The sequence below is a fragment of the Desulfotruncus alcoholivorax DSM 16058 genome, from assembly GCF_000430885.1.
GTDB classification, from domain to species: Bacteria; Bacillota; Desulfotomaculia; order Desulfotomaculales; family Desulfallaceae; genus Desulfotruncus; species Desulfotruncus alcoholivorax.
In genome coordinates, this window is sequence record NZ_AUMW01000003.1 from 128,108 (window position 1) to 152,399 (window position 24,292).

Consider the following 24,292-nt stretch of genomic DNA (forward strand, 5'->3'; position numbering starts at 1 on the left):
CTGTTCAAAAAAAATCATGCTATATAAGTTTGGCTTCGGAAAGAGTTTTCTTAATCATATCTTTTTCAGCCTGAGTCGCCTCAACCAGTGGTAACCTCGGGCCGCCTACTTGCCAGCCAAGCATATTAAGCGCAGCTTTAAGCGGCACAGGGTTGGAGGTGATAAAAAGAGTTTTAAAAACCGGGAACAAACTGCTGTGAATTTTTGTAGCAATTGTAACGTTTCCAGAATTAAAAGCATTAATCATTTCCTGTAACTGGGGGCCGACAATATGCGACGCCACGCTGACAACTCCTTTACCGCCCAGCGCAAGAATCGGCAAAGTTAAAGAATCGTCACCACTATAAATGGCAAAATGATCAGGAAGATTCCGCCGCAGTTCGCTAACCTGATCAAGACTTCCTGATGCCTCTTTTATAGCGACAATATTCTCAATTGCGGAAAGCCTTACCACCGTTTGGGGCAGCAGGTTCGATGCTGTCCTTCCCGGCACATTATACAGCATAACCGGTAGATTTGTACTTTCAGCAATGGTTTTAAAATGCTGGTATAAACCTTCTTGCGACGGCTTATTGTAGTAAGGGCAAACCAACATAATGCCATCTGCGCCGAGTTTTTCAGCCACTTGAGTCAGCGCAATGCTGTCCGCTGTGTTATTACTGCCGGTTCCAGCAATCACTACAGCGTCACCGCCAATTTCTTCAACCACTACGCGAAAAAGTTCAATTTTTTCTTCCTTGCTTAATGTAGGTGACTCGCCAGTGGTGCCGGCTACAACCAGACCGTCGGTACCAGATTGCACAAGATGGTGGGCCAATTTTTTAACCTGGTCATAATCTACGGTCATGTCGCTTTTAAAAGGGGTTATCATGGCGGTTAAAACTCGCCCAAGATCAATTGCCAATACTTTCACCTTCCTTTTTTATCAAACAATATCCGCCTACTGGCCTAATTTAAATTGCCTGTGCAAAGCTATAACGGCCTTTTCCATATCCTCACGCCTGACAAGAACCCAAACCGTAGTGTGCGAATCATTACATTGCAGTATTTGTATATCTTCCTTGGTTAATGCTTCTACGATATCTGCAATAACCCCCGGCACCCCGGACATTCCCGCCCCGACCGCGGAAACCTTGGCGCACCCGGTTATCATTTCCGGCACATATCCTGTATTCTCCAGAACTTTTACGGTTTTATCGGCCAAGTCATCCTTCACTGTAAACAATACAAACTCAGAAAGCAGGTTAATAAAGTCAATGCTTATTCCCGCCAACGCTAAGGCTCTGAACACACGCCGCTGCTGCTTTAGACCTTCAATTCCGGTTTCGATGCTGACTTTAAACTGGGCAATGCCCGATATATATGTTATACCGGTTATTATCCTGTCCCTGGTAATATCAATTGTTCCTTTATAAGCTTCACCGGACGTGGTTACAAGAGTGCCGGGTGAATCAGTAAACGTTGAACGAACGCGTAACGGGATCCCTTTTTGCATAGCGATTTCAACCGCGCGTGGGTGGACCACCTTGGCGCCCTCGTGAGCCAAATGACAAATTTCATCATAAGTAATCACATCAAGCGCCTTGGCTTCTTTGACAATGCGTGGATCAGCTGTCATAATGCCTTCCACATCGGTATATATATCAACGCAAACAGCATTTAAGGCAACTCCAAGGGCCGCAGCCGTTGTATCACTGCCACCGCGGCCAAGTGTGGTGATATCGCCATCCTCGGTTACCCCCTGGAACCCCGCTACAACTACTATATACCCTTCTTGTGCAAATTTGGTTAATTTTTGTGGCTGAACCTTTAAGATTCGAGCCTCGGAAAACTTATTGTCCGTAATAATGCCGGCTTGGGCGCCTGTCAAAAAAACAGCCGGATGACCCATGCTTTGTAAAGTAGCCACCATGATAATACCTGATATAATCTCACCGCAAGACATCAGCAAATCCATTTCACGATTTGGAAGCTCGCGGTAGGACTGGCTGACAAGGTTTATCAACGTGTCTGTGGCATATGGATCGCCTTTCCGTCCTATGGCCGAAACAACCACAACGGGCATATGACCCTCTTCTTTGGCCGCGATTACTTTATTTGCAGCTCTCTCCCTAAGATCGACATCAACCAGTGAAGTTCCGCCGAACTTAAGCACCACAAATTTCATTGAAACTACCTCTTTCCAAGGCAACCATATTTGATAACAAGCTCAGCGATTTGAACCGCGTTGGTAGCCGCCCCTTTGCGCAGCTGGTCGGCGACCACCCATATATTCAACGCATTGTCCAAGGAATTGTCTTCCCTGACTCTACCCACGAATATCTCATCGTGGTTGGAAGAGAAAAGCGGCATTGGATATTTTTTATTGGCCGGGTCATCTTCTAAAATAATTCCGGGAAACTTTGCCAATACCTCCTTTGCCTCGGCCGCCGTCATCTTCCGCTTAGTTTCAACGTTTATTGATTCCGAATGGCTTCTGTAAACCGGAACCCTTACCGTGGTTGCTGTTATACCAATGGTCTCGTCATGCATTATTTTACGAGTTTCTTTAACCATTTTCCATTCCTCTTTGGTATAATCCATTTCCTGGAACACATCAATATGAGGTATCAGGTTAAAGGCTATCTGGTATTGAAACTTGGATGGTACAACCTCGTCACCGGCCAGTACCGCCTTTGTATGCTCCGTTAATTCGGAAATGCCTTCTGCTCCGGCACCGCTAACAGCCTGGTACGTTGAGACAACAACGCGCTTAATCCCTGCCGCATCATAAATGGCTTTTAATGGCACAACCATAATTATTGTAGAACAATTGGGATTGGCGATAATACCTTTATGCCATTTTACATCTTCCGGGTTTACTTCAGGCACAACCAGTGGAACTTCCGGGTCCAGGCGAAAATGACTGCTGTTATCAATAACCACAACACCTTTTTCAGCGGCAAGCGGCCCAAATTCCTTACTGGCTGCGCCACCAGCAAACAAGGCTATATCCATCCCATCAAATGAAGACGGGGTAGTTTCCTCCACCTTATACGTATTGCCCTTGAAGAGCATTTCCTTGCCGGCGGAACGGGAAGTGGCGCAGAGTTTTAGATCCCCTACAGGAAAATTTCTTTCTTCCAGCACTTGTAATATTTCCTGTCCTACTGCACCGGACGCGCCAACAACAACTACTTTATACTGAGCCATTTCTTATCCCTCCATTTTATTATTATTAAAGCCCCCGCCGGCTACCTGCATCATTAATAACTGATCAAGATGGGCTGTATTTGTTTGCCCTGCAGGGCATATTCAATGGTTTCCACTAAATATTCAATCTTGGCCTTCAATGAATTTGGCTTGCCGGCTGGACTATCCTGCCCGAACGGAACCATGTAAATATTCTTGGTATTTAGTAATAACCCAATATTTTTGGCGTTCATGCTAAGTCCGTCGTTAGTGGATATCGCCAGCACCACCGGACGCTGGTTGCGCAAATGCGCTTTAATAGCCATTAATACCGGCCCGTCGGTTATACCGTTGGCTAATTTAGCCAAAGTATTGCCGGTACAGGGGGCAACCACCAAAATATCCAGTAATTTCTCCGGACCAATGGGTTCTGCCCCTACGATACTCTTTACTATTTTTTCTTCTGTTACTTCCTTAATTCGTTCTTTCCAAAAATCCGTTGTTCCGAATCGAGTATCAGTTTCATTTACGGAACCACTAATAATAGGATACAGGATGGCTCCCTCATCAGCAACCTTTTTCATCTCCACAATAACTTCTTCAAGTGTACAATGTGAGCCCGTTAAGGCAAAACCAACTTTTTTGCCTTTTAACCGCATAATACAAGCACCTCCCAGGAAAACGAAAAACTACTTTTTAACCCTTTGCACTAATTCCCGCGGCACCACCCGGGCCAAAATCATACCCGCCGTTTTGGGAGCAACTTTACCGGGCAAACCCGGGGCTAATATAGCCTCAATTCCCAATTCCCGGGCTTTGTCAAAATCAGTGCCGCCAGGAGTAGACGCAAGGTCGATAATCAGGGTTTTCGCCGGTAGCCTTGAAAGAATGCTTTGATCGATTACCATTACGGGAACGGTATTAAAGATTACATCCACATCTTTTATGCAATTAACCAGTTCTTTAAAATCACCGGCTAATGCTCCCATTGCTATTGCTCTGGCCTGCTGTGCAGGGTTTCGGGCGATTACCGTTGTTTTGGCATGCATGGCCAAAAGCAATTGCGCCAGCGTCTGGCCGGTCCGCCCAAAACCAAGTACCACTGCGTTACATCCGTGAATGGTAACGGGCATTTTTTCCATGGCTATTTGCAACGCACCTTCTGCTGATGGAATTGCATTTAGAATAGCTACCTCATCAAGTTTCATTAATTCAACCAGTTCCAGCCCCAATTCGCTGGTTAATTCACGCAATGGTTGCCTGGCCAGGCCAACAAATACTGGTGTCCCGCTCGGTAGTAATCCCATTAATTCCCTGGTGATGATCAACTGTTGTTCCAGGTAGACAGCATGTAATCGCATTTGATCATTTACACCTGGAACTGGCAGAATCAAGGCATCTACTCCCAGAATACATTCTCGGGGATCCCGGTGTAATACGATGTTTTTACCTTCAGCAGGTAAACCAAAGGTATTGACTATTGCACCGGCATTGGATAAGTACTCTGCTAACACAATTTCCCTGGCATCCCCGCCCATAATAGCTACAGATAAATCGTTCAAACCCTGCAAGGACGGCCAACCCCTTCCTCAAACCTCTTGTACTTACACCAGTATATGAAGAGTTTGATTTTAAGGTGCTTGTATGTAATTGGTGGGAATATTATTCAAAAATAAGGTTTTCTAAACCATATACCACTCCTTCCATGCGCATAACTGCACGAATCGCAGTAACTACACCAGGCATAAAAGATTCCCGGGAGATAGAATCATGTTTAATTGTAAGCGTCTGGCCCGCCCCTCCAAAAATAACTTCCTGCTGGGCAACAAAGCCGGGCAGTCTAACACTGTGTATACGTATCCCGCCTGGCATTTTTCCTCCTCTGGAGCACGGAATTTTCTCTTCTTCCAGGGCCAAGCCCTGTTCATAATCACCCCGGCGTTCAATTATAGCTTCCGCGGTCTTGATAGCTGTTCCTGAAGGCGCATCCAGCTTTTGATCGTGATGTTTTTCAATTATTTCAACGTTAGGAAAATATTTTGCAGCCTCACTGGCAAATTTAATCATTAACAGTGCTCCAATAGCAAAGTTTGGTGCAATAATGCAACCAATTCGCCTTTGATCCGCGATGGAAGTTATTAACTCTATATCTTCCCTGGATAAACCAGTTGTCCCAACAACGGGGCGCACGCCAGCTTCTAACGCGATTTTAACATTATTAAGCACCGACCCGGGACCGGTAAAATCCACTAAAACTTCAGCACCAGAAATAGTAAGGGCTTCTTGTAAATTAGAGGTAATATTTATTCCAACCTTCTCGCTGCCAATTAGCAACCCTGCATCCTGGCCTTTACACTGGATATCTACCGCAGCGCAGAGCTCGGTATCTTCTGTCTGCAGCACTGTTTTCAGCACTTCTCTTCCCATTCGTCCTGAAACTCCACTAATAGCTACCTTAATCAAATCTCTTAACCGGTACTTAGATTGCGGAAATAATTTTCCTCATCTCAAATAACCGGCTTTCCCCCCTCTCTAATACCATTAGCTCCTAATAGTGATGATTAAAGTTAATTTTCTTATATCCAGTAACATATGTCAAGAATAAAACCTTTACTGATTATATTTCGGGCTTTAAATCGGCAGAACTATTCTTTTCTTGTGGTACTATTAAACCACCGGTAAATTTACGTGACCTAATATAAAAATCAGCAGAGGGCATGCCTGAGTTTTCACTGAATACATAATATTTTCTCTCAACGTTACTAAAATTAATTTTCCAGTCTGTCTTGCTGTCACTTAACCTTTCCATCTTACTCACCTCTACTTTTGGGCTAAATCAAATTTAAAGGTCAATTTGAGGAACACCAGCCCTGTTTATTAATATTAACGTTTATCTGCCCCGGATCAGGGTAATCTTTTCTTTCGACTGTTCCCGAAAAAACGAAATAGTCGGTACTTCTCTCAGACTCAACAAGACCGCTGGCAACTTTAAAATCCGTACGGTTTCCGTGCAATATATCGCTCGGGTTAAATGGCTCTGATAATTTAAGTTCAGCCTCAATATCTTCATATAAAGCCCACATCAGCCCGTTTAGCTCATCATCCGCATAAACAACCGGCAAACCGATTTCCTCAACGGCCTCTCTCCTGGCAATCATGTGATTATGTGCGTAAAGCTTCTCAGTCAGGTGGTCCACAATATTTTGTTTCTTTTCCTCTCCCAGGGTTTTCTGGCGCAAACCCAGCATTTTTTTAGCCAGGGATCTAATTAACATCCAATTTCTATGGACGTTCCCAAGCGCCAGCGGGTGAATTTTTTCCACAAGCATCAAAAATGCCCGGGATTCAGTATCATCATGGCAAATATCATTATTTTGCGCTATCAGTGCCATATACGAATATACATCTTCAATATTAACCGGCAGCCTGACAGAAGGGTTGGACGGGTCCTGGGGATTAAAGGCGTTTACAACGCTTGGATCTATCGGTCCCAATTCACCCATTTTACCCATAACAATTTCATCTGCACCCAAGCACAATAGGGTGCCGGCACTATATGCCCTGAACGGTATCAAAACGGAAAAGTGTCCGGTATATTCACGAATAAGATTTACCAGTCTCCAGGGAGTTAATACGTCGCCTCCCCTGGTATAAAGAAATAAATCTATAGCCGAACGGTGCCCGATCATTTCCAGGTGCCTGTAAATCACCCGGATTACGTCCGGCGCTATTCTCGTGCTAACATTTTCACGGTCGCCCGTGATATAAGATAAGACAACGGAACCTCTTTTCCTGCTTATCTTTTGCATTATGTCAATTCTCTGTGGCCGGGCCATTGTTGCCTCCTTGCAATAGATACATTTTTATAAATGTATTATGGCCCATACGCTACAACATTATCTAAATCACGTCTGGTAAAAAACGCGTGCCAATGTTCTAATCTTCAACATGGTCCTTGACATAAATATAGCCAGGCATATATGTATAATGGTGATAAAAAAATCCGTACTAGGACGGATTTTATACCAAATATTTTCCAAACTTTGGCGTCGCCTGATCTAGCTCTACTAAAATTACTTCCATGCCAATTTTTTTTACCGATTCCCAGGGTATTACAAGCTCGTGTCTTTCTGCCCAGAGATTCAAAAGATTGCCCTTACGCGGCAGAATAATTGATCTAATTGCGCCGGTTGCAGAATCAACATTTAGATCAGTTTCACCAACTACACCCAAACGTGCTCCGTCGTTGATGTTAATTATTTCTTTGCCTGCCAGATCACCCAATCTCATCAGACTTCCTCCCTTAATTTACCTTATCTTCTCCTGGGCCAAAAACGAGCGGCAAAAGGCTGAATAAGGGCCAGTGCAATTGAAATAGTCGCCAGAGGTTCCAAATCCATGCCGGCCAAAGCAATTGAACGAGGCATTTCGACTTCTAAAAAAGTTTGCAGCAGTACAAGGGAGAGGTATATGCCACCCGCAGTGCCTACCAAATTAACAATTGCCTGAGACAGCGGTGAACTTTTTGCCTCCCCTATAGCATCCCAGTTTTTGTCCCGCATCGTGCGCAATCTAATTCGTTCCCTAATTGATACAACAAACAGTAGCAATACCATTAAACCAAAGAGCAACAGGGTTATACTCATCATTAATCACCTCCGTACCAAATTTATATTTTTTTATTTGAAAAATATTCCTTACTAGAATATATTTTGTCCTACAAGAAAAGCGCGCTAAATCAGTTCCCTTAGCGCGCGGCTTAACTCTGGCCTAAATTGGGGACATTCCTCGAAAAGGTGTGTCCCCTTTCCGCTAATGGCCAGTATACTCATCAAAGTATTTAAAAACTCACAAAAAAAAACGCACACCAAAAAACTTGGTGCGCAGTTTTTCCTTAGCTCATTGGTTAAATATTATTCAGTAGCATATTTTACCTGCCCGTCGATCCAAAGCCTCCTTTGCCCCGCTCTGATTCCGACAATTCTTCGGTATATTCTATTTGTACCCTCAGGACAGGCATGAAAAGAAGTTGAGCTATTCTATCACCTGGTTTTATCTGATAAGACTGTTTGCTGTTGTTTTGAACCGGACATATAATTTCTCCCTTGTAATCACTATCAATTACACCTACTGCGTTGGCAAGGGATAGACCGTGCTTGGAGGCTAATCCACTCCTGGGGAAAATTAGCCCGACAATTTCAGTTGTAGGTATATCAATTGCTAATCCCGTAGGGATCATCACACGTTCTCCCGGGCCAACTGTTAACGGTCCGTCGATGGAGGCAGCCAAATCAATACCCGCGGCTCCTGATGTGGCATACGAAGGTGAAGGAATTGTTTCTCCAATGGCAGGGTTTATTTTTTTAAATTTAATAATCATATTTAACATCCCGACAAAATTATTTGGTTACTAAATCCAGCAACTTGCCCCCATCTTCCCATGGTCCAATGCTGGCAATACAAAAATTTTCGGGCTTTAAAATATCCCTGGTTAATTCTTTAATGTCTTCCACTGTAACTGCCATTATCTTTTTAACGATTTCATCAGGCGGAATCACTTGCTCAAGATACAATTGAGATTTACCCAACCTGCTCATGCGAGAATTTACATTTTCCAGGCTAAGCAGCAAATTACCTTTAAGCTGTTCTTTAACACGGGCTAATTCAGCCTGAGTTACACCGTTTTTCTCTATATCACGGATCTCTTTTACGATTAATTCCAGGGCGTCCCTTACATTTTTCTTGCTCAATCCTGCATATACACAAAAAAGGCCGGAATCATGGTAAGAGCTATGGTAAGAATAAACGGAATAAACCAGCCCCCTTTGCTCCCTTATCTCCTGGAACAAGCGTGAGCTTAACCCACCACCTAAAACAGTGCTAACAATTTGAAAAACATAAATTTTATCATGATCTATGGGCAAACCCGGTGTACCTAAGCAAATATGAACCTGCTCGGTATCTTTGGGCCGGCATACTACTTGGTGATATGATTTAGGCACAGTATAAAGTCGATTTTTTTTATCACCGCCTAATTGGCCAAACATAGCTGTAAAACTTTCCACTACCTGCTGCTGGTCCAAATTTCCGGCAACTGCTATTACAATATTTCCTGAACTATAATATTTATTATAAAAAGCAAGCAAATTATCTCTAGAGAGCCCTCCAACCGTTTGCTCGCTCCCGATAATAGGCCTACCCAGGGGATGTTCGCTCCAGATTGCCCTGGCAAAAATATCGTGAACCAACTCGTCCGGGGTGTCTTCATACATCTTTATTTCTTCAATTATGACATTTCTCTCTCTGTCTATATCAGACTGGTCAAAGCGCGAATTTAAAAGCATATCGCTCAATAAATCAACAGCCAGCGGAAAATGTTCATCAAGAACCCTTGCGTAATAGCATGTATACTCCTTGGTTGTAAATGCATTAAGTTGACCCCCGACGGCATCCAATTCTTCAGCGATGTCCTTGGCGCTGCGCCGGCCAGTTCCCTTAAACATTAGATGTTCAATAAAATGTGAAATACCGGCCTGCTGTTCACCCTCGTCCCTTGACCCGACATCAACCCAAACTCCAACTGCAACTGATCGCACATGTGGAATATGCTCAGTTAATATTTTTATACCATTAGCCATCTCGGCTATTTTGATCACACGGTTACCTCCCAAATTATAGTTTCCTGGTTAACATTCTTGTTTTTTAACTTAAATTCCTTGTTTTTTAGAATAAATCATTCCAATACAGGCAGGTTTTTTTCCCGATCTTTTGAATCATACTTGCTTCTTTTACAGATGAAGCTGCAACGATTTCGGCCGATCCAACTTTATGCCCGTCCAAAAAATACTCAATTTTACCCAGAATCTCATCCTCTTGCACCGGCGCATTGACCTGGTTTGGAATTTGCACCTTCTGCTCCAAACGTTCTAAATCCATATCTCTTAAATTTATTGTTATATTATCGGCAACCATTACCGGAACTTCATTACTTGCTCCATCCACCACCGGAATTTTAGTATATATTTCTCCCTGATACTGCTTCCTGACCAGGTTAAATTCATTAAAGCCATAGTTAAACAATGTTTCGGCATCACCAAACCTGTTATTATCATTTAGCATTACTGACAGTAGCCGGCGTTCTCCTTTGCTCGCAGATGCAATAAGGCATTTTCCCGCCTCAATTGTTGTACCGGTCTTAACCCCGTCGGCCCACGGATAGCTCCAAAGTAATTTGTTTGTATTTATAAGATAATGCTCTAAAGCGCCCGGACCTTTTACAACTTTAAATTTTGTTTTTACAACATCGCAAAAAACGGGATTATGAAGCGCATATCTCGTAATTAAAGCTAAATCAAAGGCAGTGGAATAATGTCCTTTTTCCGGCAAGCCGTTGGTATTTTTAAAGCAAGAATCAGCAGCCCCAATTAGAGCAGCTTTTTCGTTCATCAATAAAACAAAAAAATCTTCCGAACCGGCCACGTGCTCGGCTATAGCTACACATGCATCATTGCCGGAAGGAACTAATGCCCCGTATAATAATTGTTCCAGAGTTAATATTTCCCCTTCTTCCAAGTACATGGAAGACTCACCAACATTATCAGCATGCTTGCTTACCCTGCTTTTACTGTGTAAATCAGAACAGCCCAGGGCCACAACAGCGGTCATAACTTTGGTTGTACTAGCCATCGGCCTTTTACTAAGAGCATTTTTTTCATAAAGTATTTGGCCGGATTCCACATCTATTAAAACCGCTGATTTTGCGCCAATTTGAGGTTCAGCATTTGCAGTAGCCGCTTGTGGGGAGAAACCTGAATGGAAAACCAACACCAACGTTAGAATGATTATGCAGCAAATATTGTTTCGACGCATTTAATCTCTCCTAACTTTTTTGATTTAAGGGGTTTTTAACATTTCGCCTACTGTTACAATTTGATATCCCCTTTCCCTAAGGGTATCGATTATTTCCGGAAGGGCTTTAACGGTAGGGGCGGTAGGGTGCATCAGCACAATTCCTCCATTGTGAGCTTTACTGATTACCCTTTCTTTGATAACACCGGGATCAGGAAGCTGCCAATCAATAGTGTCTATACTCCACAAAACAGTTTGGTAACCAAGTTCACCTGCCGCCTGCAGCAGAGCCGGCCCCCTTTCCCCATAAGGCGGGGCATACAGCTTCGGCCTTTCACCGGTTAGCTCCCGGATAATTTCTTCAGCTCGTGAGATATCCTTTTTATTTCCATCTACCGATAACTGATCCGGGTGTGGGTGGGAATATCCATGACTGCCAATTTCGTGACCTTTTTCGTTTATCTTTTTAACCAGGTCAGGAAACTTTTCTGCCCAAGTTCCACCGATATAAAAAGTGGCTTTAACATCCTTCTCCTCTAAAATTTCCAACATCCGTCCTATGTATTCTTCTCCCCAGAAAACATTACAGGTAAGCGCAATTGATTTAAAATTTTCATTTCCATGGTAAATGGGCTCTGCAATAACTGTGGAAGTTTTGGTTTCCATCGAGAAAATTAAGGCCCCAAGTGTTAACACAAATAACAAAACTAAAGTCCCTAATAAAATACGTTTACTCCTGATTATAAAAATTATCTTAGCCACCCCCTGCTAAAAACGTTCTAACCGCCAGCTGTATAAAATATATTCTCTATATTCTCTGTCCAGCACCCAGATGATAAAAAACATGGGTGTCTACCAATAAAAAAAGATAACCCGTACAAAAAGCGGGTTATCTTTGGGCTATACTCTTCGGGAAATTACCACCTTTGAATGTCTCCACCAAAGCTCCGGCCTATCAAAATCAACCCCGTGATCCAACCTGCACAGGGACCACTTGTTTGGCTCTTTTAGCACCTCGCTAGGCCATCCATCAAGGTCGGGACCGGTTTTTTTATTATCTTCACCGATTAATATGCACGCTTTCACCGTTTTGGAATCTTTTATATCCTTGATCCAATCTGATTCTTCCGGCATCCAACAACAGATAATCAATGCCGGATTGAGCTTATCAATGGCTGACCGGTAATCCATCTTGTTACGACTTTGGGTCAATGGCTCAGATAAATCTTCCACTGCATTAACAGCAATACCTCTTTTGTTTAATACAGCGGCAAGATCACCGCTTCCGGCACCAACTGTTAAAACGGGACTTAATCCGGTTCTGATAATTTCTGCTGCCAGAGCATCATTAAACTCCTTGTTCAGAATTTGATATATACCATAATAATTGCAGTATGGCAGTAAAACCGAAAGGCGGCAAATAACAGCGTTTTCCCGCCATGAAGCTTCCGGGTCGTAATGAATAGGGCAATCTGAAAAATTATTTTTAACCCACTGTTTTTCCTGATCGACTTTTTCCTTAACACTCTTGTATCCAAACAACTCCAGAGACATAATTACCCCCCTTAATTACAAAAAATAAACCCCCAGCTTGATTAGGGGTATCATAACTATTAGCTTGGTTTATTGTTATTAGACCTGCGGTTATTGGAGTTCCTGGGGCGGCGACCGGTATCCCTGTCCCGCGGCTTTTCTTTTTCGAAACCTTCGGGTACCGGTATAACATCTTTCCTTGATAGTTTAAGCCTACCCTGGTTGTCATAACCGATAACCCTAACCTCTATAATATCTCCCTCTTTAACAACGTCCTCAACCTTGTCCACCCTTTCATGGGCGAGCTGAGAAATGTGCACTAAACCGTCTTTGCCAGGCAGGCCCAAAACTCCGGGAACTATTTCAACAAAACAGCCGAAATCGGTAATTCTAACCACCTTACCGCGGTAAATTTCACCGCTTTGCACTTCTTTGGTCAAGGTTTGAATTATACTTAGCGCTTTTTTCCCGGCATCAGGATTAACCGCAGCAATAAAAACCCTGCCATCATCTTCAATATCAATGTCAACGCCGGTTTCTTCAATGATTTTCTTGATAATTTTTCCGCCCGGCCCAATAACGTCTCTAATTTTATCCGGGTCAATTACAGTATGGATAATCCTTGGCGCATACGGAGAAAGCTCCTCCCTCGGCTGTGCAAGCACTTTGGTCATTTCGGCAAGGATATGCATTCTGCCTTCGGTGGCCTGTCTTAATGCCTGCTGCAGAATGTCCCTGTCAATGCCCGCAATCTTTATATCCATTTGTAAAGCGGTTACACCCTTGGCTGTTCCGGCAACTTTAAAGTCCATATCACCAAGGTGGTCTTCCAGACCTTGTATATCCGTTAATATAGCAAACTCATTTTCTTCCTTGATTAAGCCCATGGCAACACCCGCAACAGGCGCTTTAATAGGAACACCACAATCCATCAGCGCGAGGCAACTGGCGCAAACACTGCCCATCGAAGTCGAACCGTTGCTTTCCATAACCTCGGAAACAAGCCTGATAGTGTACGGAAACTTTTCTTCCGGCGGAATAACCGGCTCCAGTGCACGTTCAGCCAGTGCCCCGTGGCCGATTTCCCTTCTGCCAGGTGATCTCATGGGCTTGGTTTCACCAGTGCTGAAAGGCGGAAAATTATAATGATGCATGAAGCGTTTGGTTTCCTCAACACCAAGCCCGTCAAGTATTTGTTCTTCAGAAATGGCTCCCAGGGTCGCAACGGAAAGAACCTGGGTTTGCCCCCTGGTGAACAGACCTGAACCGTGCGTGCGTGGTAAAACGCCAACTTCCACAGAAATTGGTCTTACTTCATTTAGTGCCCTGCCGTCAATTCTAACACGGTCAAAAAGTATAAACCTGCGCACCACTTTCTTTTCCACAGATTCAAGTATGTTGATTATTGATTGTTCCTGTTCGGGATAGGTTTCAGCAAACTCCAGCAATAGGTTTTCTTTAACCTGGTCGAGCATGGCTTCCCGGTCTTTTTTAGATAGCTGCTTGGCTATACATACCTGGACAGCGTTTTTAATTTCTTCCATAGCCCTGGTAGTTATTGCTGCTTCCAAGTCCTCTTCAATCTCAGCCAATGCAGGGACATACTTTTCTTTAGCCAAACCCAGCTCCAGTGCTTCACGCCGAAAATCTTCAATAAACTCAACAATCTTTTGCACCTGTTCATGACCAAACATGATGGCGTCAAGCATAATTTCTTCAGGTATTTCACGGGCCCCTGCCTCAACCATCATAACCGCATCACGCGTTCCGGCAACTACAAGGTGCATCTCACTTTTCTCAGCATTTTTCACATCCGGGTTAATTACAAATTTATCATCTACCCGCCCGACAATAACGGCACCAATCGGTCCGTTAAAGGGAATATTGGAAATATGCAGGGCAGCCGAAGCACCAACCATAGCTGCCATTTCAGGCGGATTATCTTGATCAACCGACATAACCAGAGCAATAACTTGCACTTCGTTGCGCATTCCTTTGGGAAATAATGGGCGAATGGGCCGGTCTATTAAACGAGAGGTTAGTATGGCTTTTTCACTAGGACGCCCTTCCCTTTTAATAAAACCACCCGGTATTTTGCCTACCGCATAAAGACGCTCCTCGTAATCGCAGGTGAGCGGGAAAAAGTCTAAACCTTCTCTGGCCTTTTGGGCCATAGTGGCATTAACAAGAACAACTGTATCTCCATACCGGACTAATACGGCACCCCCTGCCTGCTTGGCCACCCTCCCTGTTTCCAATTGCATCATTCTGCCGCCAATTTCAAGTTCTTTGATTAATATTTTTTGCTGTTGCATATGGGTTTTTCATCCGGTCTCAAAATTTCGGTAATCCCTGGATTGCCCGAATTAAGAACGGGTGTACCTCCTTTCCTGTTACAGTCAAGCTTTAATTAAGGCAAAAAAATATAATTAATACCAAAATTATGACATTCTACATATTTAGTATTATATCCTTCCTAAAAGATAAAAAATACATGGACTTTTATTCTAATAACAATAAATGTAAAAAGCGGGGCATTCCCCGCTTTTATTTACGTAATCCTAGTTTTTCGATCAAAGTACGGTAACGATTAAAGTCGTTGTTTTTGAGATAGTTTAACATAGCTCTGCGCTGTCCAACCATTTTAAGCAGACCGCGCCTTGAATGGTGGTCTTTTTTGTGAATTTTAAGATGTTCCGTCAAGTGGTCGATTCGTTTGGTCAAAATCGCCACTTGCACCTCAGGCGAACCGGTATCGTTTTCATGCAGCTTAAAACTTTCAATGATGGTTTGTTTATCATTGATTGACAATGCCACGGTGCTCACCTCCTTGTTTTTAATAATCGCTGCCAGCCAAGTTAATCGTCGGAGATAAACGCATTCCCTAGCTAACAGTTCACAACTTTATTATTTACCAATAATGGTAATAACCAACCTGCCTGAAGGAATGTCTTTGGCCACAATATCAAACATACGCCCTGATTTTGCAAAAAAACCTCTAAACCTTGTCGCCGTAGGTATGCGCCCTGGAATACTGCTGGCGGCAGACATTATATCAGCCATCATGATCTTATCCTGGCGAAAGTCTTTAAGGCGTTTTCGTGCATGTTCGGTAACTATAATTTTACTATCCATAATGCTTAATTAGTCCCGGTCCTGAATGAAAATTCATCCTCTTCCTGCGCTAAAAAAGCATATAGTGCATCCTGAAAAGCAGCTAACTGTACATTTTCAATATTTGATTGCAAATATAATTTTTCTAATTCCTTTTTCAGGTTTTGAAAGTCCTCGCTCAAGCATATCAGGGCAATTTGATTCAGCCACTTTTTAATTTCTTCTTCAGGTGAATCGAATTTCGGTACCCCCATTAATTAAACGTCTCCCTTCAATGGTTTTCGGGACGTTTACTGATAAGGTACTAGGTAATTGTAGCATAATCCGCCTTACAAGTAAACTTAATAAAATTTATATTAGATCATGGAGAAATTTATACTTACCCCGAGGCATCCCGCCGGGCTTCACTTATATCTTTTTGTATCTGAGCTATTAATTCCCCGGCGGAATTAAATCTCTTTTCTTCTCTCATACGCTTGATAAAATAAACCATAATTTTACGACCGTACAGGTTGCCGCTGTAATCAAGCAGGTGAACTTCGATAGTTCGATCTATCGAATTATTATGAAATGTGGGCTTGACCCCGATATTGGCCACCCCGAGAAATAAATCGTGATCAACTTTTACTTTGACGGAATAGACACCGTTGGAAGGCACAATATAATCTGAACCGGGCTGCAGGTTGGCAGTTGGGAAACCAAGGGTATTTCCCCGCTGTTCACCATAAACTACCTCTCCTTCAATAACAGGACAATAACCAAGCAGTTCCCTTGCTCCGGTTATATTTCCCTCAGCTATTAAAGCTCTTATTAATGTACTGCTAACTGGTTTGTTCTTGTGTGTCACCGGGCTTATTACCTCAACTTCAAAGCCCAATTTTCTGCCATACTCTTTTAATAGCTCAGGTGTGCCCATACCCCTGTATCCAAAGGTATAATTATAGCCTACAAAAACAGAATGAACCCCAAGGTGCTGGTGCAAAACCGTAGTAATAAAGTCTTCCGGGCTCATTTTGGAGAATTCAATGTTAAATGGAATCATAATCAGCACTTCCACACCTAAATCAGCAAACATCTTCTGTTTAATTTCAGGAGATAAAATCAACGGAGGAGCTTCCTGGGGATTTAAAACGGCCATAGGATGAGGGACAAAGGTAAATACTGCCGGAGTGCCTCCAATTGCCCGGGCCTTTTGCACCAGGCTGCCAATCAGTTTCTGGTGACCCAGATGCAAGCCGTCAAAATTCCCCAGCCCTAATACCAGTTTATGATACTTATCCTTTACCCCCAACCAATTGCTATAAATTTGCACTGCTACAAACCTCCAACTAATATGCTATAACAAAACCTTAACAGGTTGTAATAAATAATGCTCCGGGGAGTCCGTTTGAAATGAGATGGTCCCTATAGCCAACAACCCTGCATTGGATTCGATTCGCACCCGCAGATCTGCCGTCGGCTTAAAGTTAAAATAATTAACCGGCAATTTTAACCGGCTTCCGTTACTAACCAGATTAATATCGCTGTTTTGTACAGTAGTACTTGGTAGATGCGCTAAAGCGCTGCTCATTGAAACCAGTACGCTTTCCAGGCGGCCTTGATCCTTTAGTTTAACTAATTCTTCCAGAGTTAGCGCTTCATATATGTTGAAGATTCCTGCCCTGGTGCGCAACAAGTAAGACATAAAGGCACCGCAACCCAGTCTGTCTCCTAAATCATTACATAATGTCCTGATATAAGTGCCTGCCGAACATAACACATCAAAAATTATCCTGGGTGGATAATCAGCCCTTCCGGGGTAATAATGAACCAATTTTGTTTTATCTATGTAAACCATACGGGGTTTTCTTTCTATAACCAAACCTGCCCTGGCGAGTTCGTAAAGCTTTTTCCCCTGGTACTTGATAGCAGATGCCATAGGTGGTATTTGCTCAATTTTACCGGTAAAAGAACTTAAACATTCTTGGATATAAGCTAAGTCTATGTTATCCCAGGAAGCTCTGTGAATTACCTCCCCAAAGGCATCCTGGGTTGTGGTCGAAATTCCTAAAGTGGCCTCCGCCCTGTAAGACTTGTTATCAGGTAAGTATTCAATAATTCTGGTCGCCTTGCCTAGACATACCGGAAGCACACCGGCAGCCCCGGGATCAAGCGTTCCTGTATGTCCTGCCTTTTTCTGCCCTGTTAGTCTTCTGATAAAACTTACCACATCATGGCTGGTCATACCTGGCGGTTTTAAAACATTCAAAATGCCGTTCACTTTTTTGCATCCTCCAGTGACTGCATGGCAGCTTTCAGGACTTTCTTGTGAACAGATTCAAAATCACCCTCAATTATACAGCCTGCCGCGCGGGAATGCCCTCCACCCCCAAACAAAGCCGCTAATTTATTAACATCAAGGTTATACTTGGACCTGAAGCTGATTTTAAACGTGTCATGGTCCACTTCGCGATAAAACAGGGCTAATTCAACCCCCTTAATCATTCTGGGGTAATTAATAATTCCATCCACATGTTCATCAAGTGCATCTAATTTTTTAAGAGTCTCCCTACTTACGCACATCCAGGCAATTCTGCCACACTCGCTAAGCATTAGTGTACCAAGTGCCTCTTCTAATATTTTTAAACTAACAAGAGGCTTTTCTTCAAATAATTGCTTATTGATGCGCGCGGCAGGAATACCGACCCTTAGTAATTCAGCAACCTTAAGGTGCGTTTCAGGGCCGGTATTATCATAGCGAAACGAACCTGTATCAGTAACAATAGCCACATATAAACACTGGGCAATGTAGCTATCAATGTCAACAGGAAGAACTTTTAAAATATCAAAAATTATTTCTCCTGCCGCCGCAGCTTCGGGATCATTAAGATACAAATCACCGAATACCGTAGACCCGGCATGGTGGTCTATTATAACCACCTGTTCTGATTGTTGCATCAGTTCCGTAAAACTTCCAAGCCTGTCCGGAACTGAACAGTCAACGGAAATAAAAATGTCAAACTTTTTGTTATTATCTTCATGCTGGTGTTTTACTTCCGAAACCGCTGGTAAAAAAGAGTATGACTCTGGTACAGGGTCGGGACTGAATAGCAATACTTCCTTGCCCATTTTACGGAGTGCTATTCCCATAGCCAATTCCGACCCCAGGCTATCACCGTCAGGCATTACATGCCCGCAAATGGCAATTGTTTTCGCCAAGGTAATGGCCTGTGCAATTTGGTTTATTTTAATTTCCTTGCTACTCATCGTCCCTGGTTACCCCGTCCAGCAGCTTAATTACCTTGGAGCCGTGTTCAATTGAGTCATCAAGCTTAAAAGAAACCTCCGGAACATGCCTTAGCCTGATACGCCGCCCAAGCTCAGTTCTAATATATCCCTGAGCTTTTTTCAAGGCAGCCATAGTAGCTTTTTGTTCTTCTTTGTTCCCATATACACTGACAAATATTTTAGCGTGTTTAAGATCATTGGAAACTTCCACCCAGGTTATTGTGGCAAAACCTATTCGTGGATCCTTTAATTCTTCCCGTAAAAGGTCAGAAACTTCTTTTTTAATTGCCTCGGCTAATCTTTCCGGCCGGTGGGACATTGTTATCCCCCCTTGTAGTTTATGCTAGTTCACGCTTAACAGCTTCCATTGTATAGGCTTCCAGCTGGTCTCCCTCTCTTATGTCGTTAAATTTTTCTATGGTAATGCCGCACTCGTAACCCTGGTTAACTTCGCGAGCATCATCCTTAAACCTCTTCAGTGACTCCAGAGTCCCTTCGTGGATAACTATACCATCGCGAATAACCCTGACACCGGCGTCCCTGGTAATTTTACCCTCGGTAACATAACAACCGGCAATTGTTCCAACCTTGGAAACTTTAAATGTTTTGCGCACTTCCGCACGGCCCAGTACTACTTCTTTGTAATCCGGTTCCAGCAGACCGCTCATAGCCGCCTTGATGTCCTCAACAGCATCGTAGATAACTCGATAAAGCCTTATATCCACTTTTTCAGCCTCGAGGGCCTTTCTGGCATTGACATCCGGACGAACATTAAACCCAATGATGATAGCATTAGATGCAGAAGCCAGCATGATGTCCGATTCGGTAACAGCTCCAACTCCGCCGTGGATCGCGTTTACGCGCACTTCTTCAGTACTGATTTGCTGAAGCGCCTGTTTGACTGCTTCAACAGATCCCTGGACATCGGCCTTGATGATAATGTTAAGCTCTTTAACCTGCCCTTCCTGGATTTGATTAAACAAATCATCCAGGGATACTTTAGGCGCAGTTACCTTAAGATCTTCCTCCCGTTTTTTGACTTGGCGTTCCAAGATCACCTGTCTACCAAGTTTCTCGTCTTCCACCGCGTAAAATAGTTCCCCCGCGGGTGGCACTTCCGATAAACCCAGTACTTCAACAGGCATTGAAGGCCCAGCTTTCTTTACCCTGCGTCCGGTATGATCCATCATAGCCCGCACTTTACCGTAAGCAACGCCGGCAATAATAAAATCACCAACCTTCAAGGTTCCGTTTTGAACCAGAACGGTGGCCACAGGCCCCCTGCCCTTATCCAGTTCCGCCTCAATAACAGTTCCCCTGGCAGCGCGGTTTGGATTAGCTTTATATTCACCAATTTCTGCTACCAGCAAAATCATTTCCAGCAGTTCATTTAGATTCTGTTTTTCTTTAGCAGATACCTCAACAAAAATAGTATCCCCGCCCCACTCTTCGGCGACGAGATTATACTCTGTGAGCTGGCGCTTAACTTTCTCCGGTTGGGCATCTTCTTTATCAATTTTATTGACAGCCACAATGATGGGAACATCAGCTGCCCGGGCGTGATTAATTGCCTCAACGGTCTGTGGCATAACCCCGTCATCTGCGGCCACAACCAGAATTGCTATATCGGTAATTTTTGCTCCTCTGGCCCGCATTGCGGTAAAAGCCTCATGCCCTGGCGTATCAACAAAAGTAATTTTCTTACCCTTGTGTTCAACCTGATATGCGCCTATATGCTGGGTAATGCCTCCCGCCTCGGTGGCTATAACATTACTCTTGCGAATGGCATCCAATAGCGATGTTTTACCGTGGTCAACGTGCCCCATGATTGTAACCACACATGGTCTTGGCACCAGTGCATCCGGGTCGTCTTCCTGCTCTTGAACCAGCATTGTTTCTTTGTCAACTTCAATTTTGACATCCACCTGAAAACCAAAATCATTAGCTACAAGCGTTGCAGTATCAGAATCAATTTCCTGGTTAATAGTAGCAAGAACTCCCAACTCCATCAGCTTTTTTATTACTTCCCCGGCACTGATAGATATTTTTTCGGCCAGTGATTTAACGGTGATACTCTCGCCGATAACAATAGGTTTTTTCTCTTTTACCGGAGCCTTTGCGGGAGCCTGCTTTTGCTGGGCAATATTTTTCCTTCTAGGTGCCTTGCCGCCTGGTATTCTAGATTCGAACCTGTCAAAACGGTGACCTTTATCAAACTTGACTTTAACTTCTCTCTCTTTGAAAGCCTGCTTTTCAATTTGTTTTATGCGCTCTTGTGCCTTAGTTTTCTCCAAGGCTTTAATTTTATCCGGTTTTCCCTTTTCAACATCTTTTATTTTGGGACTGGCTGCCGGTGCACCCTGTGGGCCAAAGTTTTTCTGGAACCGCTGCGGTTTATCGCTAAATCCCTTATCCCGAGGCGACAAGTTTCGGTCATTTCTTCTTGCTTGTTCAGCAGGTTTATGCTGTCTCGGATGTCCGGATTTTGTCTGTTCCTGCCTTGGCTGTTCTTGTCTCGGCTGTTCCCGCCTTGGCTGCTCCTGCTGTTTTTTAACAACGGGCTTGGGCTGACGCTCAGGAGGAGTGCCTCCCACATGCTTAGGTTGACTTTGGTTTGCCAGACCCTGTTGAGGAGCCGCAATATTAGACTGATTAGCCTGATTGGCAGGTCTGGGGGGATCTTCTTTCTTCTTTGGCCTGGCAATATTATTTTGAATGCCGCCTCCCGGATTACTTGCACGAACCGGTTTTTCTGTAAACCTGCGGTCGGGGGGTCTGGAAGGCACACGATCCACTAAACCAGGACCTCTATCCGGCCTATTCCTCCTGTTCTGGCTACCGCTAAGCCTGGAGGTGTCCTTTTCCCTGGCAGTATTATTCTTTTGTTGATTCTTAACCGTATCCACTCTTTTTTCCTGACGCTTGAAATGGTTTAAAAGTTGTTCTGCCTCGTTATCTTCCAGGGTACTCATGTGTGATTTCACTTTAACCCCCATTTTACTTAGTTGTTGAATAACTTCTTTACTTTCTATGTTAAGCTCCTTCGCAATTTCATGGACTCTTTTTTTAACCATAACATCACCTCCGAATTATTGTGGCTTACATATTCCGTTATCTCCCCTTTCTATCGCTCCGGCTACACCCTGGGCCAGCTGTTCATCAGTAATCGCTACCACCGTCCGCGGCGCTTTCCCCAACAAATTGCCCAGCTCGTTTTTTGAAGCGTAGCAGAAAGCAGGAATACTGTTCTCTTTTGCTAATAGCAAAAAATTTTCCTTACTCCGGACAGCTGCATCACCGGCAATTATAATTAGTTTGACTTCATTCCTCGACAACCCGTTGCGCACCGCCGTATCACCGCTAATAACCTTTCCGGCACGCCTGCATAAGCCGAGCATATCAGCTATCTTGCAGGTCATGGGCGGCTCATCCTTTCAAAGAGACTTTCTTTAATCTCCTTTGAAATTGGCTGCTTTAATGCTTTTTCCAATCTTTTACCTTTTATGGCCTTATCCAAACATTCATTATTGGGGCAGACATAAGCCCCCCTGCCTGAACGTTTACCGGTTGGGTCAATTTCTATAGTTTCTTCCGGCGTCCGGACAACCCTGATCAACTCCCTTTTGGGTTTCATTTCCTGACACCCGAGGCACATTCTCTGGGGTATTTTTTTAATCCTGGGCAAGTGCAAACACCCCCTACTCCATAAATTCCTCGGCAAATAAATCTTCATATTCCGGATACAATTCTGCCATTTGGCTTTCACTCTTAATATCTATTTTCCAACCTGTTAATTTAGCTGCTAAACGGGCGTTTTGCCCCTCCTTGCCGATGGCCAGCGAAAGTTGATAATCAGGCACGATTACCCTGGCAATCTTCTCGTCTTCCCAAACTTCTACCGCAACAACTTTGGCTGGGCTTAACGAGCTGGCAATAAATTTGGAAGGGTCATGATCCCACTTAATAATATCTATTTTTTCGCCGTTTAGCTCGTTCACTATGGTTTGCACACGCATACCCTTGGGGCCAACGCAAGCACCCACCGGGTCAACATTCTCATCCCTTGAATATACAGCTATTTTTGACCGGTACCCGGCCTCCCTGGCCACAGACTTTAGCTCCACCACACCCTCTTGCAGTTCAGGCACTTCAAGTTCAAAAAGTCTTTTAAGCAGACCGGGGTGGGTTCGGGAAACAAAAATTTGGGGTCCCTTGGTTGTTTTTCTAACTTCAACGATGTAGGCTTTAATCCTGTCACCCTGGTTATAGGTTTCACCTGGCATTTGCTCGGTAGGAGTTAGTATTGCTTCCGTCTTCCCCAGTTCTATGAAAATATTTTTTTGTTCAATCCGCTGCACAATACCAGTAATAATATCTCCGTCGCGGTTGGCGAATTCCTCATAGATAATGTTTCGCTCCGCCTCGCGAATACGCTGAACCACCACCTGTTTAGCAGTTTGTGCCGCTATTCTGCCGAAGTTTTTGGGCGTAACTTCGGTTTCAACCATGTCATCAATTTCGTACCGGGGGTCTATTGCTTTTGCCTCTTCAATAGATATTTCCAATCTGGGATCTTCAACTTTTTCCACCACGGTACGCTGGGCAAAAACTTTACACTCACCGGTCTCCCGGTCAATATATACCTTAGCGTTTTGCAAAGAACCAAAATTTCTTTTATAAGCGGAAAGCAATGCCGCTTCGATTGCTTCAAGTAAAACTTTAATTGAAATACCCTTTTCTTTTACCAGGTCTTTGAGCGCATCTAAAAACTCGGTGCTCATCTAAACGTTTCCCTCCAAAGCCGCAAACTTAATATAAAAACGGCTTAATAATTATCGCGATTCCCTTCGGCACTGGCAGTTACCCTCAATTTCTTTTAGATTGACCCCATCAAACGTGCCGAAGCTACAGAATCCATAGGAATGACCACATTTTGGCCCTCCAGTTCCAGGGTAACCGAATGGTTGCTTGCATGCACAAGCTTGCCCTTAAATTTCCGCTTCCCCTCAACAGGCACAAACGTGGTCAATTTAATCCTTTCCCCGGTAAAACGTTCAAAATCAGCCAGTTTTTTTAGCGGCCTATCAAGACCCGGAGAAGATACTTCCAGCAAATAGGATTGTGGTATGGGGTCCTTTTCATCCAGCAAAGGGTCTATTCTCTCAGATACCATCTGACAATCTTCCAACCCAACGCCATCCGGCTTATCTATAAAAATTCTAAGGTACCATTTGCCACCTTCTTTTACATATTGAATATCCACAAGTTCAAGGCCAAGATCAAAAATTACCGGAGCAACAATTTCCTCTATAATTTTTACAACGTTGCCCTTACTCAATTAAGAACCTCCTCGCAAAAT

At 43.7% G+C, this 24,292-nt stretch carries 28 protein-coding genes; all 28 read right to left on the minus strand.

Annotated elements, in window-relative coordinates; all coding sequences use genetic code 11:
• Positions 1-19: 19 nt before the first annotated feature.
• Positions 20-904: a 4-hydroxy-tetrahydrodipicolinate synthase gene (gene dapA, locus H569_RS0103060; protein ID WP_027363780.1), complete on the minus strand. Its 885-nt coding sequence runs from the start codon at positions 902-904 to the stop codon at positions 20-22.
• Positions 905-940: 36 nt separating this feature from the next.
• Positions 941-2,167 carry an aspartate kinase gene (gene dapG, locus H569_RS0103065; RefSeq protein ID WP_027363781.1) on the minus strand — a complete coding sequence of 409 codons (1,227 nt, stop codon included), beginning with the start codon at positions 2,165-2,167 and terminating at the stop codon, positions 941-943.
• Positions 2,168-2,172: 5 nt separating this feature from the next.
• Complete coding sequence (locus H569_RS0103070) at positions 2,173-3,192, minus strand: aspartate-semialdehyde dehydrogenase (protein WP_027363782.1); 1,020 nt, start codon at positions 3,190-3,192, stop codon at positions 2,173-2,175.
• Between the two features lie 53 nt (positions 3,193-3,245).
• Positions 3,246-3,830, minus strand: a complete 585-nt coding sequence (locus H569_RS0103075) for a dipicolinate synthase subunit B (RefSeq protein ID WP_027363783.1) — start codon at positions 3,828-3,830, stop codon at positions 3,246-3,248.
• Positions 3,831-3,860: 30 nt separating this feature from the next.
• Positions 3,861-4,742 carry a dipicolinate synthase subunit DpsA gene (dpsA, locus tag H569_RS0103080; protein ID WP_027363784.1) on the minus strand — a complete coding sequence of 294 codons (882 nt, stop codon included), beginning with the start codon at positions 4,740-4,742 and terminating at the stop codon, positions 3,861-3,863.
• 91 nt (positions 4,743-4,833) lie between these two features.
• Complete coding sequence (dapB, locus tag H569_RS0103085; RefSeq protein WP_027363785.1) at positions 4,834-5,634, minus strand: 4-hydroxy-tetrahydrodipicolinate reductase; 801 nt, start codon at positions 5,632-5,634, stop codon at positions 4,834-4,836.
• Between the two features lie 154 nt (positions 5,635-5,788).
• Positions 5,789-5,980 (minus strand): hypothetical protein, encoded by a 192-nt coding sequence (locus H569_RS0103090; protein WP_027363786.1) that lies wholly within the window; start codon positions 5,978-5,980, stop codon positions 5,789-5,791.
• 40 nt (positions 5,981-6,020) lie between these two features.
• Entirely contained in the window at positions 6,021-7,007 is a 987-nt protein-coding gene (locus tag H569_RS0103095; RefSeq protein WP_027363787.1) for an SDH family Clp fold serine proteinase, read from the minus strand.
• Positions 7,008-7,191: 184 nt separating this feature from the next.
• Entirely contained in the window at positions 7,192-7,461 is a 270-nt protein-coding gene (locus tag H569_RS0103100; protein WP_027363788.1) for a YlmC/YmxH family sporulation protein, read from the minus strand.
• A 23-nt stretch (positions 7,462-7,484) separates the two neighbouring features.
• Entirely contained in the window at positions 7,485-7,820 is a 336-nt protein-coding gene (locus tag H569_RS0103105) for a hypothetical protein (RefSeq protein WP_309294768.1), read from the minus strand.
• A gap of 281 nt (positions 7,821-8,101) precedes the next feature.
• Complete coding sequence (gene dut, locus H569_RS0103110) at positions 8,102-8,551, minus strand: dUTP diphosphatase (RefSeq protein ID WP_027363790.1); 450 nt, start codon at positions 8,549-8,551, stop codon at positions 8,102-8,104.
• Positions 8,552-8,570: 19 nt separating this feature from the next.
• Positions 8,571-9,827 carry a M16 family metallopeptidase gene (locus H569_RS0103115; RefSeq protein ID WP_027363791.1) on the minus strand — a complete coding sequence of 419 codons (1,257 nt, stop codon included), beginning with the start codon at positions 9,825-9,827 and terminating at the stop codon, positions 8,571-8,573.
• Between the two features lie 67 nt (positions 9,828-9,894).
• Positions 9,895-11,040, minus strand: a complete 1,146-nt coding sequence (locus H569_RS0103120) for a D-alanyl-D-alanine carboxypeptidase family protein (protein WP_027363792.1) — start codon at positions 11,038-11,040, stop codon at positions 9,895-9,897.
• 24 nt (positions 11,041-11,064) lie between these two features.
• Positions 11,065-11,685, minus strand: coding sequence for a polysaccharide deacetylase family protein (locus H569_RS0103125; protein WP_081410857.1), 621 nt, complete (start codon positions 11,683-11,685; stop codon positions 11,065-11,067).
• A 234-nt stretch (positions 11,686-11,919) separates the two neighbouring features.
• A complete protein-coding gene (locus H569_RS0103130) occupies positions 11,920-12,573 on the minus strand; it encodes a hypothetical protein (protein ID WP_027363794.1) in 654 nt (217 codons plus the stop codon).
• Between the two features lie 59 nt (positions 12,574-12,632).
• The gene (locus H569_RS0103135) at positions 12,633-14,867 is read right to left on the minus strand and encodes a polyribonucleotide nucleotidyltransferase (protein WP_027363795.1); all 2,235 of its coding nucleotides are present in this window, start codon (positions 14,865-14,867) and stop codon (positions 12,633-12,635) included.
• A 232-nt stretch (positions 14,868-15,099) separates the two neighbouring features.
• Positions 15,100-15,369 carry a 30S ribosomal protein S15 gene (rpsO, locus tag H569_RS0103140; RefSeq protein ID WP_027363796.1) on the minus strand — a complete coding sequence of 90 codons (270 nt, stop codon included), beginning with the start codon at positions 15,367-15,369 and terminating at the stop codon, positions 15,100-15,102.
• Positions 15,370-15,459: 90 nt separating this feature from the next.
• The gene (locus H569_RS0103145; protein WP_034629320.1) at positions 15,460-15,687 is read right to left on the minus strand and encodes a hypothetical protein; all 228 of its coding nucleotides are present in this window, start codon (positions 15,685-15,687) and stop codon (positions 15,460-15,462) included.
• 5 nt (positions 15,688-15,692) lie between these two features.
• On the minus strand, positions 15,693-15,920 hold the full coding sequence (locus tag H569_RS0103150; protein ID WP_027363798.1) for a hypothetical protein: 228 nt from the start codon (positions 15,918-15,920) through the stop codon (positions 15,693-15,695).
• A 125-nt stretch (positions 15,921-16,045) separates the two neighbouring features.
• Entirely contained in the window at positions 16,046-16,978 is a 933-nt protein-coding gene (locus H569_RS0103155; protein ID WP_027363799.1) for a bifunctional riboflavin kinase/FAD synthetase, read from the minus strand.
• Between the two features lie 24 nt (positions 16,979-17,002).
• Entirely contained in the window at positions 17,003-17,926 is a 924-nt protein-coding gene (truB, locus tag H569_RS0103160) for a tRNA pseudouridine(55) synthase TruB (RefSeq protein ID WP_027363800.1), read from the minus strand.
• Positions 17,923-18,912: a DHH family phosphoesterase gene (locus tag H569_RS0103165; RefSeq protein ID WP_027363801.1), complete on the minus strand. Its 990-nt coding sequence runs from the start codon at positions 18,910-18,912 to the stop codon at positions 17,923-17,925. Before H569_RS0103165 ends, truB begins: the two co-directional genes overlap by 4 nt.
• Positions 18,905-19,252, minus strand: coding sequence for a 30S ribosome-binding factor RbfA (gene rbfA / locus H569_RS0103170; RefSeq protein ID WP_027363802.1), 348 nt, complete (start codon positions 19,250-19,252; stop codon positions 18,905-18,907). Before rbfA ends, H569_RS0103165 begins: the two co-directional genes overlap by 8 nt.
• 19 nt (positions 19,253-19,271) lie before the next feature.
• A complete protein-coding gene (gene infB / locus H569_RS0103175; RefSeq protein ID WP_027363803.1) occupies positions 19,272-22,007 on the minus strand; it encodes a translation initiation factor IF-2 in 2,736 nt (911 codons plus the stop codon).
• 15 nt (positions 22,008-22,022) lie between these two features.
• Complete coding sequence (locus H569_RS0103180) at positions 22,023-22,352, minus strand: L7Ae/L30e/S12e/Gadd45 family ribosomal protein (RefSeq protein WP_027363804.1); 330 nt, start codon at positions 22,350-22,352, stop codon at positions 22,023-22,025.
• Positions 22,349-22,618: an RNase P modulator RnpM gene (gene rnpM / locus H569_RS0103185; protein WP_027363805.1), complete on the minus strand. Its 270-nt coding sequence runs from the start codon at positions 22,616-22,618 to the stop codon at positions 22,349-22,351. Before rnpM ends, H569_RS0103180 begins: the two co-directional genes overlap by 4 nt.
• A 13-nt stretch (positions 22,619-22,631) precedes the next feature.
• Positions 22,632-23,714: a transcription termination factor NusA gene (nusA, locus tag H569_RS0103190; protein ID WP_027363806.1), complete on the minus strand. Its 1,083-nt coding sequence runs from the start codon at positions 23,712-23,714 to the stop codon at positions 22,632-22,634.
• Between the two features lie 95 nt (positions 23,715-23,809).
• Positions 23,810-24,271: a ribosome maturation factor RimP gene (gene rimP / locus H569_RS0103195; RefSeq protein WP_027363807.1), complete on the minus strand. Its 462-nt coding sequence runs from the start codon at positions 24,269-24,271 to the stop codon at positions 23,810-23,812.
• Between the last annotated feature and the right edge of the window lie 21 nt (positions 24,272-24,292).

What these genes read in the sequence shown, in the direction of transcription:
- H569_RS0103070 (WP_027363782.1), bottom strand. Translation starts at nt 3,192, where the DNA reads ATGGCTCAGTATAAAGTAGTTGTTGTTGGCGCGTCCGGTGCAGTAGGA.
- rbfA (WP_027363802.1), bottom strand. Translation starts at nt 19,252, where the DNA reads ATGTCCCACCGGCCGGAAAGATTAGCCGAGGCAATTAAAAAAGAAGTT.
- infB (WP_027363803.1), bottom strand. Translation starts at nt 22,007, where the DNA reads ATGGTTAAAAAAAGAGTCCATGAAATTGCGAAGGAGCTTAACATAGAA.
- H569_RS0103145 (WP_034629320.1), bottom strand. Translation starts at nt 15,687, where the DNA reads ATGGATAGTAAAATTATAGTTACCGAACATGCACGAAAACGCCTTAAA.
- H569_RS0103105 (WP_309294768.1), bottom strand. Translation starts at nt 7,820, where the DNA reads ATGATGAGTATAACCCTGTTGCTCTTTGGTTTAATGGTATTGCTACTG.
- H569_RS0103090 (WP_027363786.1), bottom strand. Translation starts at nt 5,980, where the DNA reads ATGGAAAGGTTAAGTGACAGCAAGACAGACTGGAAAATTAATTTTAGT.
- dut (WP_027363790.1), bottom strand. Translation starts at nt 8,551, where the DNA reads ATGATTATTAAATTTAAAAAAATAAACCCTGCCATTGGAGAAACAATT.
- nusA (WP_027363806.1), bottom strand. Translation starts at nt 23,714, where the DNA reads ATGAGCACCGAGTTTTTAGATGCGCTCAAAGACCTGGTAAAAGAAAAG.
- H569_RS0103075 (WP_027363783.1), bottom strand. Translation starts at nt 3,830, where the DNA reads ATGCGGTTAAAAGGCAAAAAAGTTGGTTTTGCCTTAACGGGCTCACAT.
- H569_RS0103125 (WP_081410857.1), bottom strand. Translation starts at nt 11,685, where the DNA reads ATGGAAACCAAAACTTCCACAGTTATTGCAGAGCCCATTTACCATGGA.
- H569_RS0103150 (WP_027363798.1), bottom strand. Translation starts at nt 15,920, where the DNA reads ATGGGGGTACCGAAATTCGATTCACCTGAAGAAGAAATTAAAAAGTGG.
- dapG (WP_027363781.1), bottom strand. Translation starts at nt 2,167, where the DNA reads ATGAAATTTGTGGTGCTTAAGTTCGGCGGAACTTCACTGGTTGATGTC.
- H569_RS0103180 (WP_027363804.1), bottom strand. Translation starts at nt 22,352, where the DNA reads ATGACCTGCAAGATAGCTGATATGCTCGGCTTATGCAGGCGTGCCGGA.
- H569_RS0103165 (WP_027363801.1), bottom strand. Translation starts at nt 18,912, where the DNA reads ATGAGTAGCAAGGAAATTAAAATAAACCAAATTGCACAGGCCATTACC.
- H569_RS0103100 (WP_027363788.1), bottom strand. Translation starts at nt 7,461, where the DNA reads ATGAGATTGGGTGATCTGGCAGGCAAAGAAATAATTAACATCAACGAC.
- H569_RS0103130 (WP_027363794.1), bottom strand. Translation starts at nt 12,573, where the DNA reads ATGTCTCTGGAGTTGTTTGGATACAAGAGTGTTAAGGAAAAAGTCGAT.
- H569_RS0103120 (WP_027363792.1), bottom strand. Translation starts at nt 11,040, where the DNA reads ATGCGTCGAAACAATATTTGCTGCATAATCATTCTAACGTTGGTGTTG.
- H569_RS0103135 (WP_027363795.1), bottom strand. Translation starts at nt 14,867, where the DNA reads ATGCAACAGCAAAAAATATTAATCAAAGAACTTGAAATTGGCGGCAGA.
- H569_RS0103095 (WP_027363787.1), bottom strand. Translation starts at nt 7,007, where the DNA reads ATGGCCCGGCCACAGAGAATTGACATAATGCAAAAGATAAGCAGGAAA.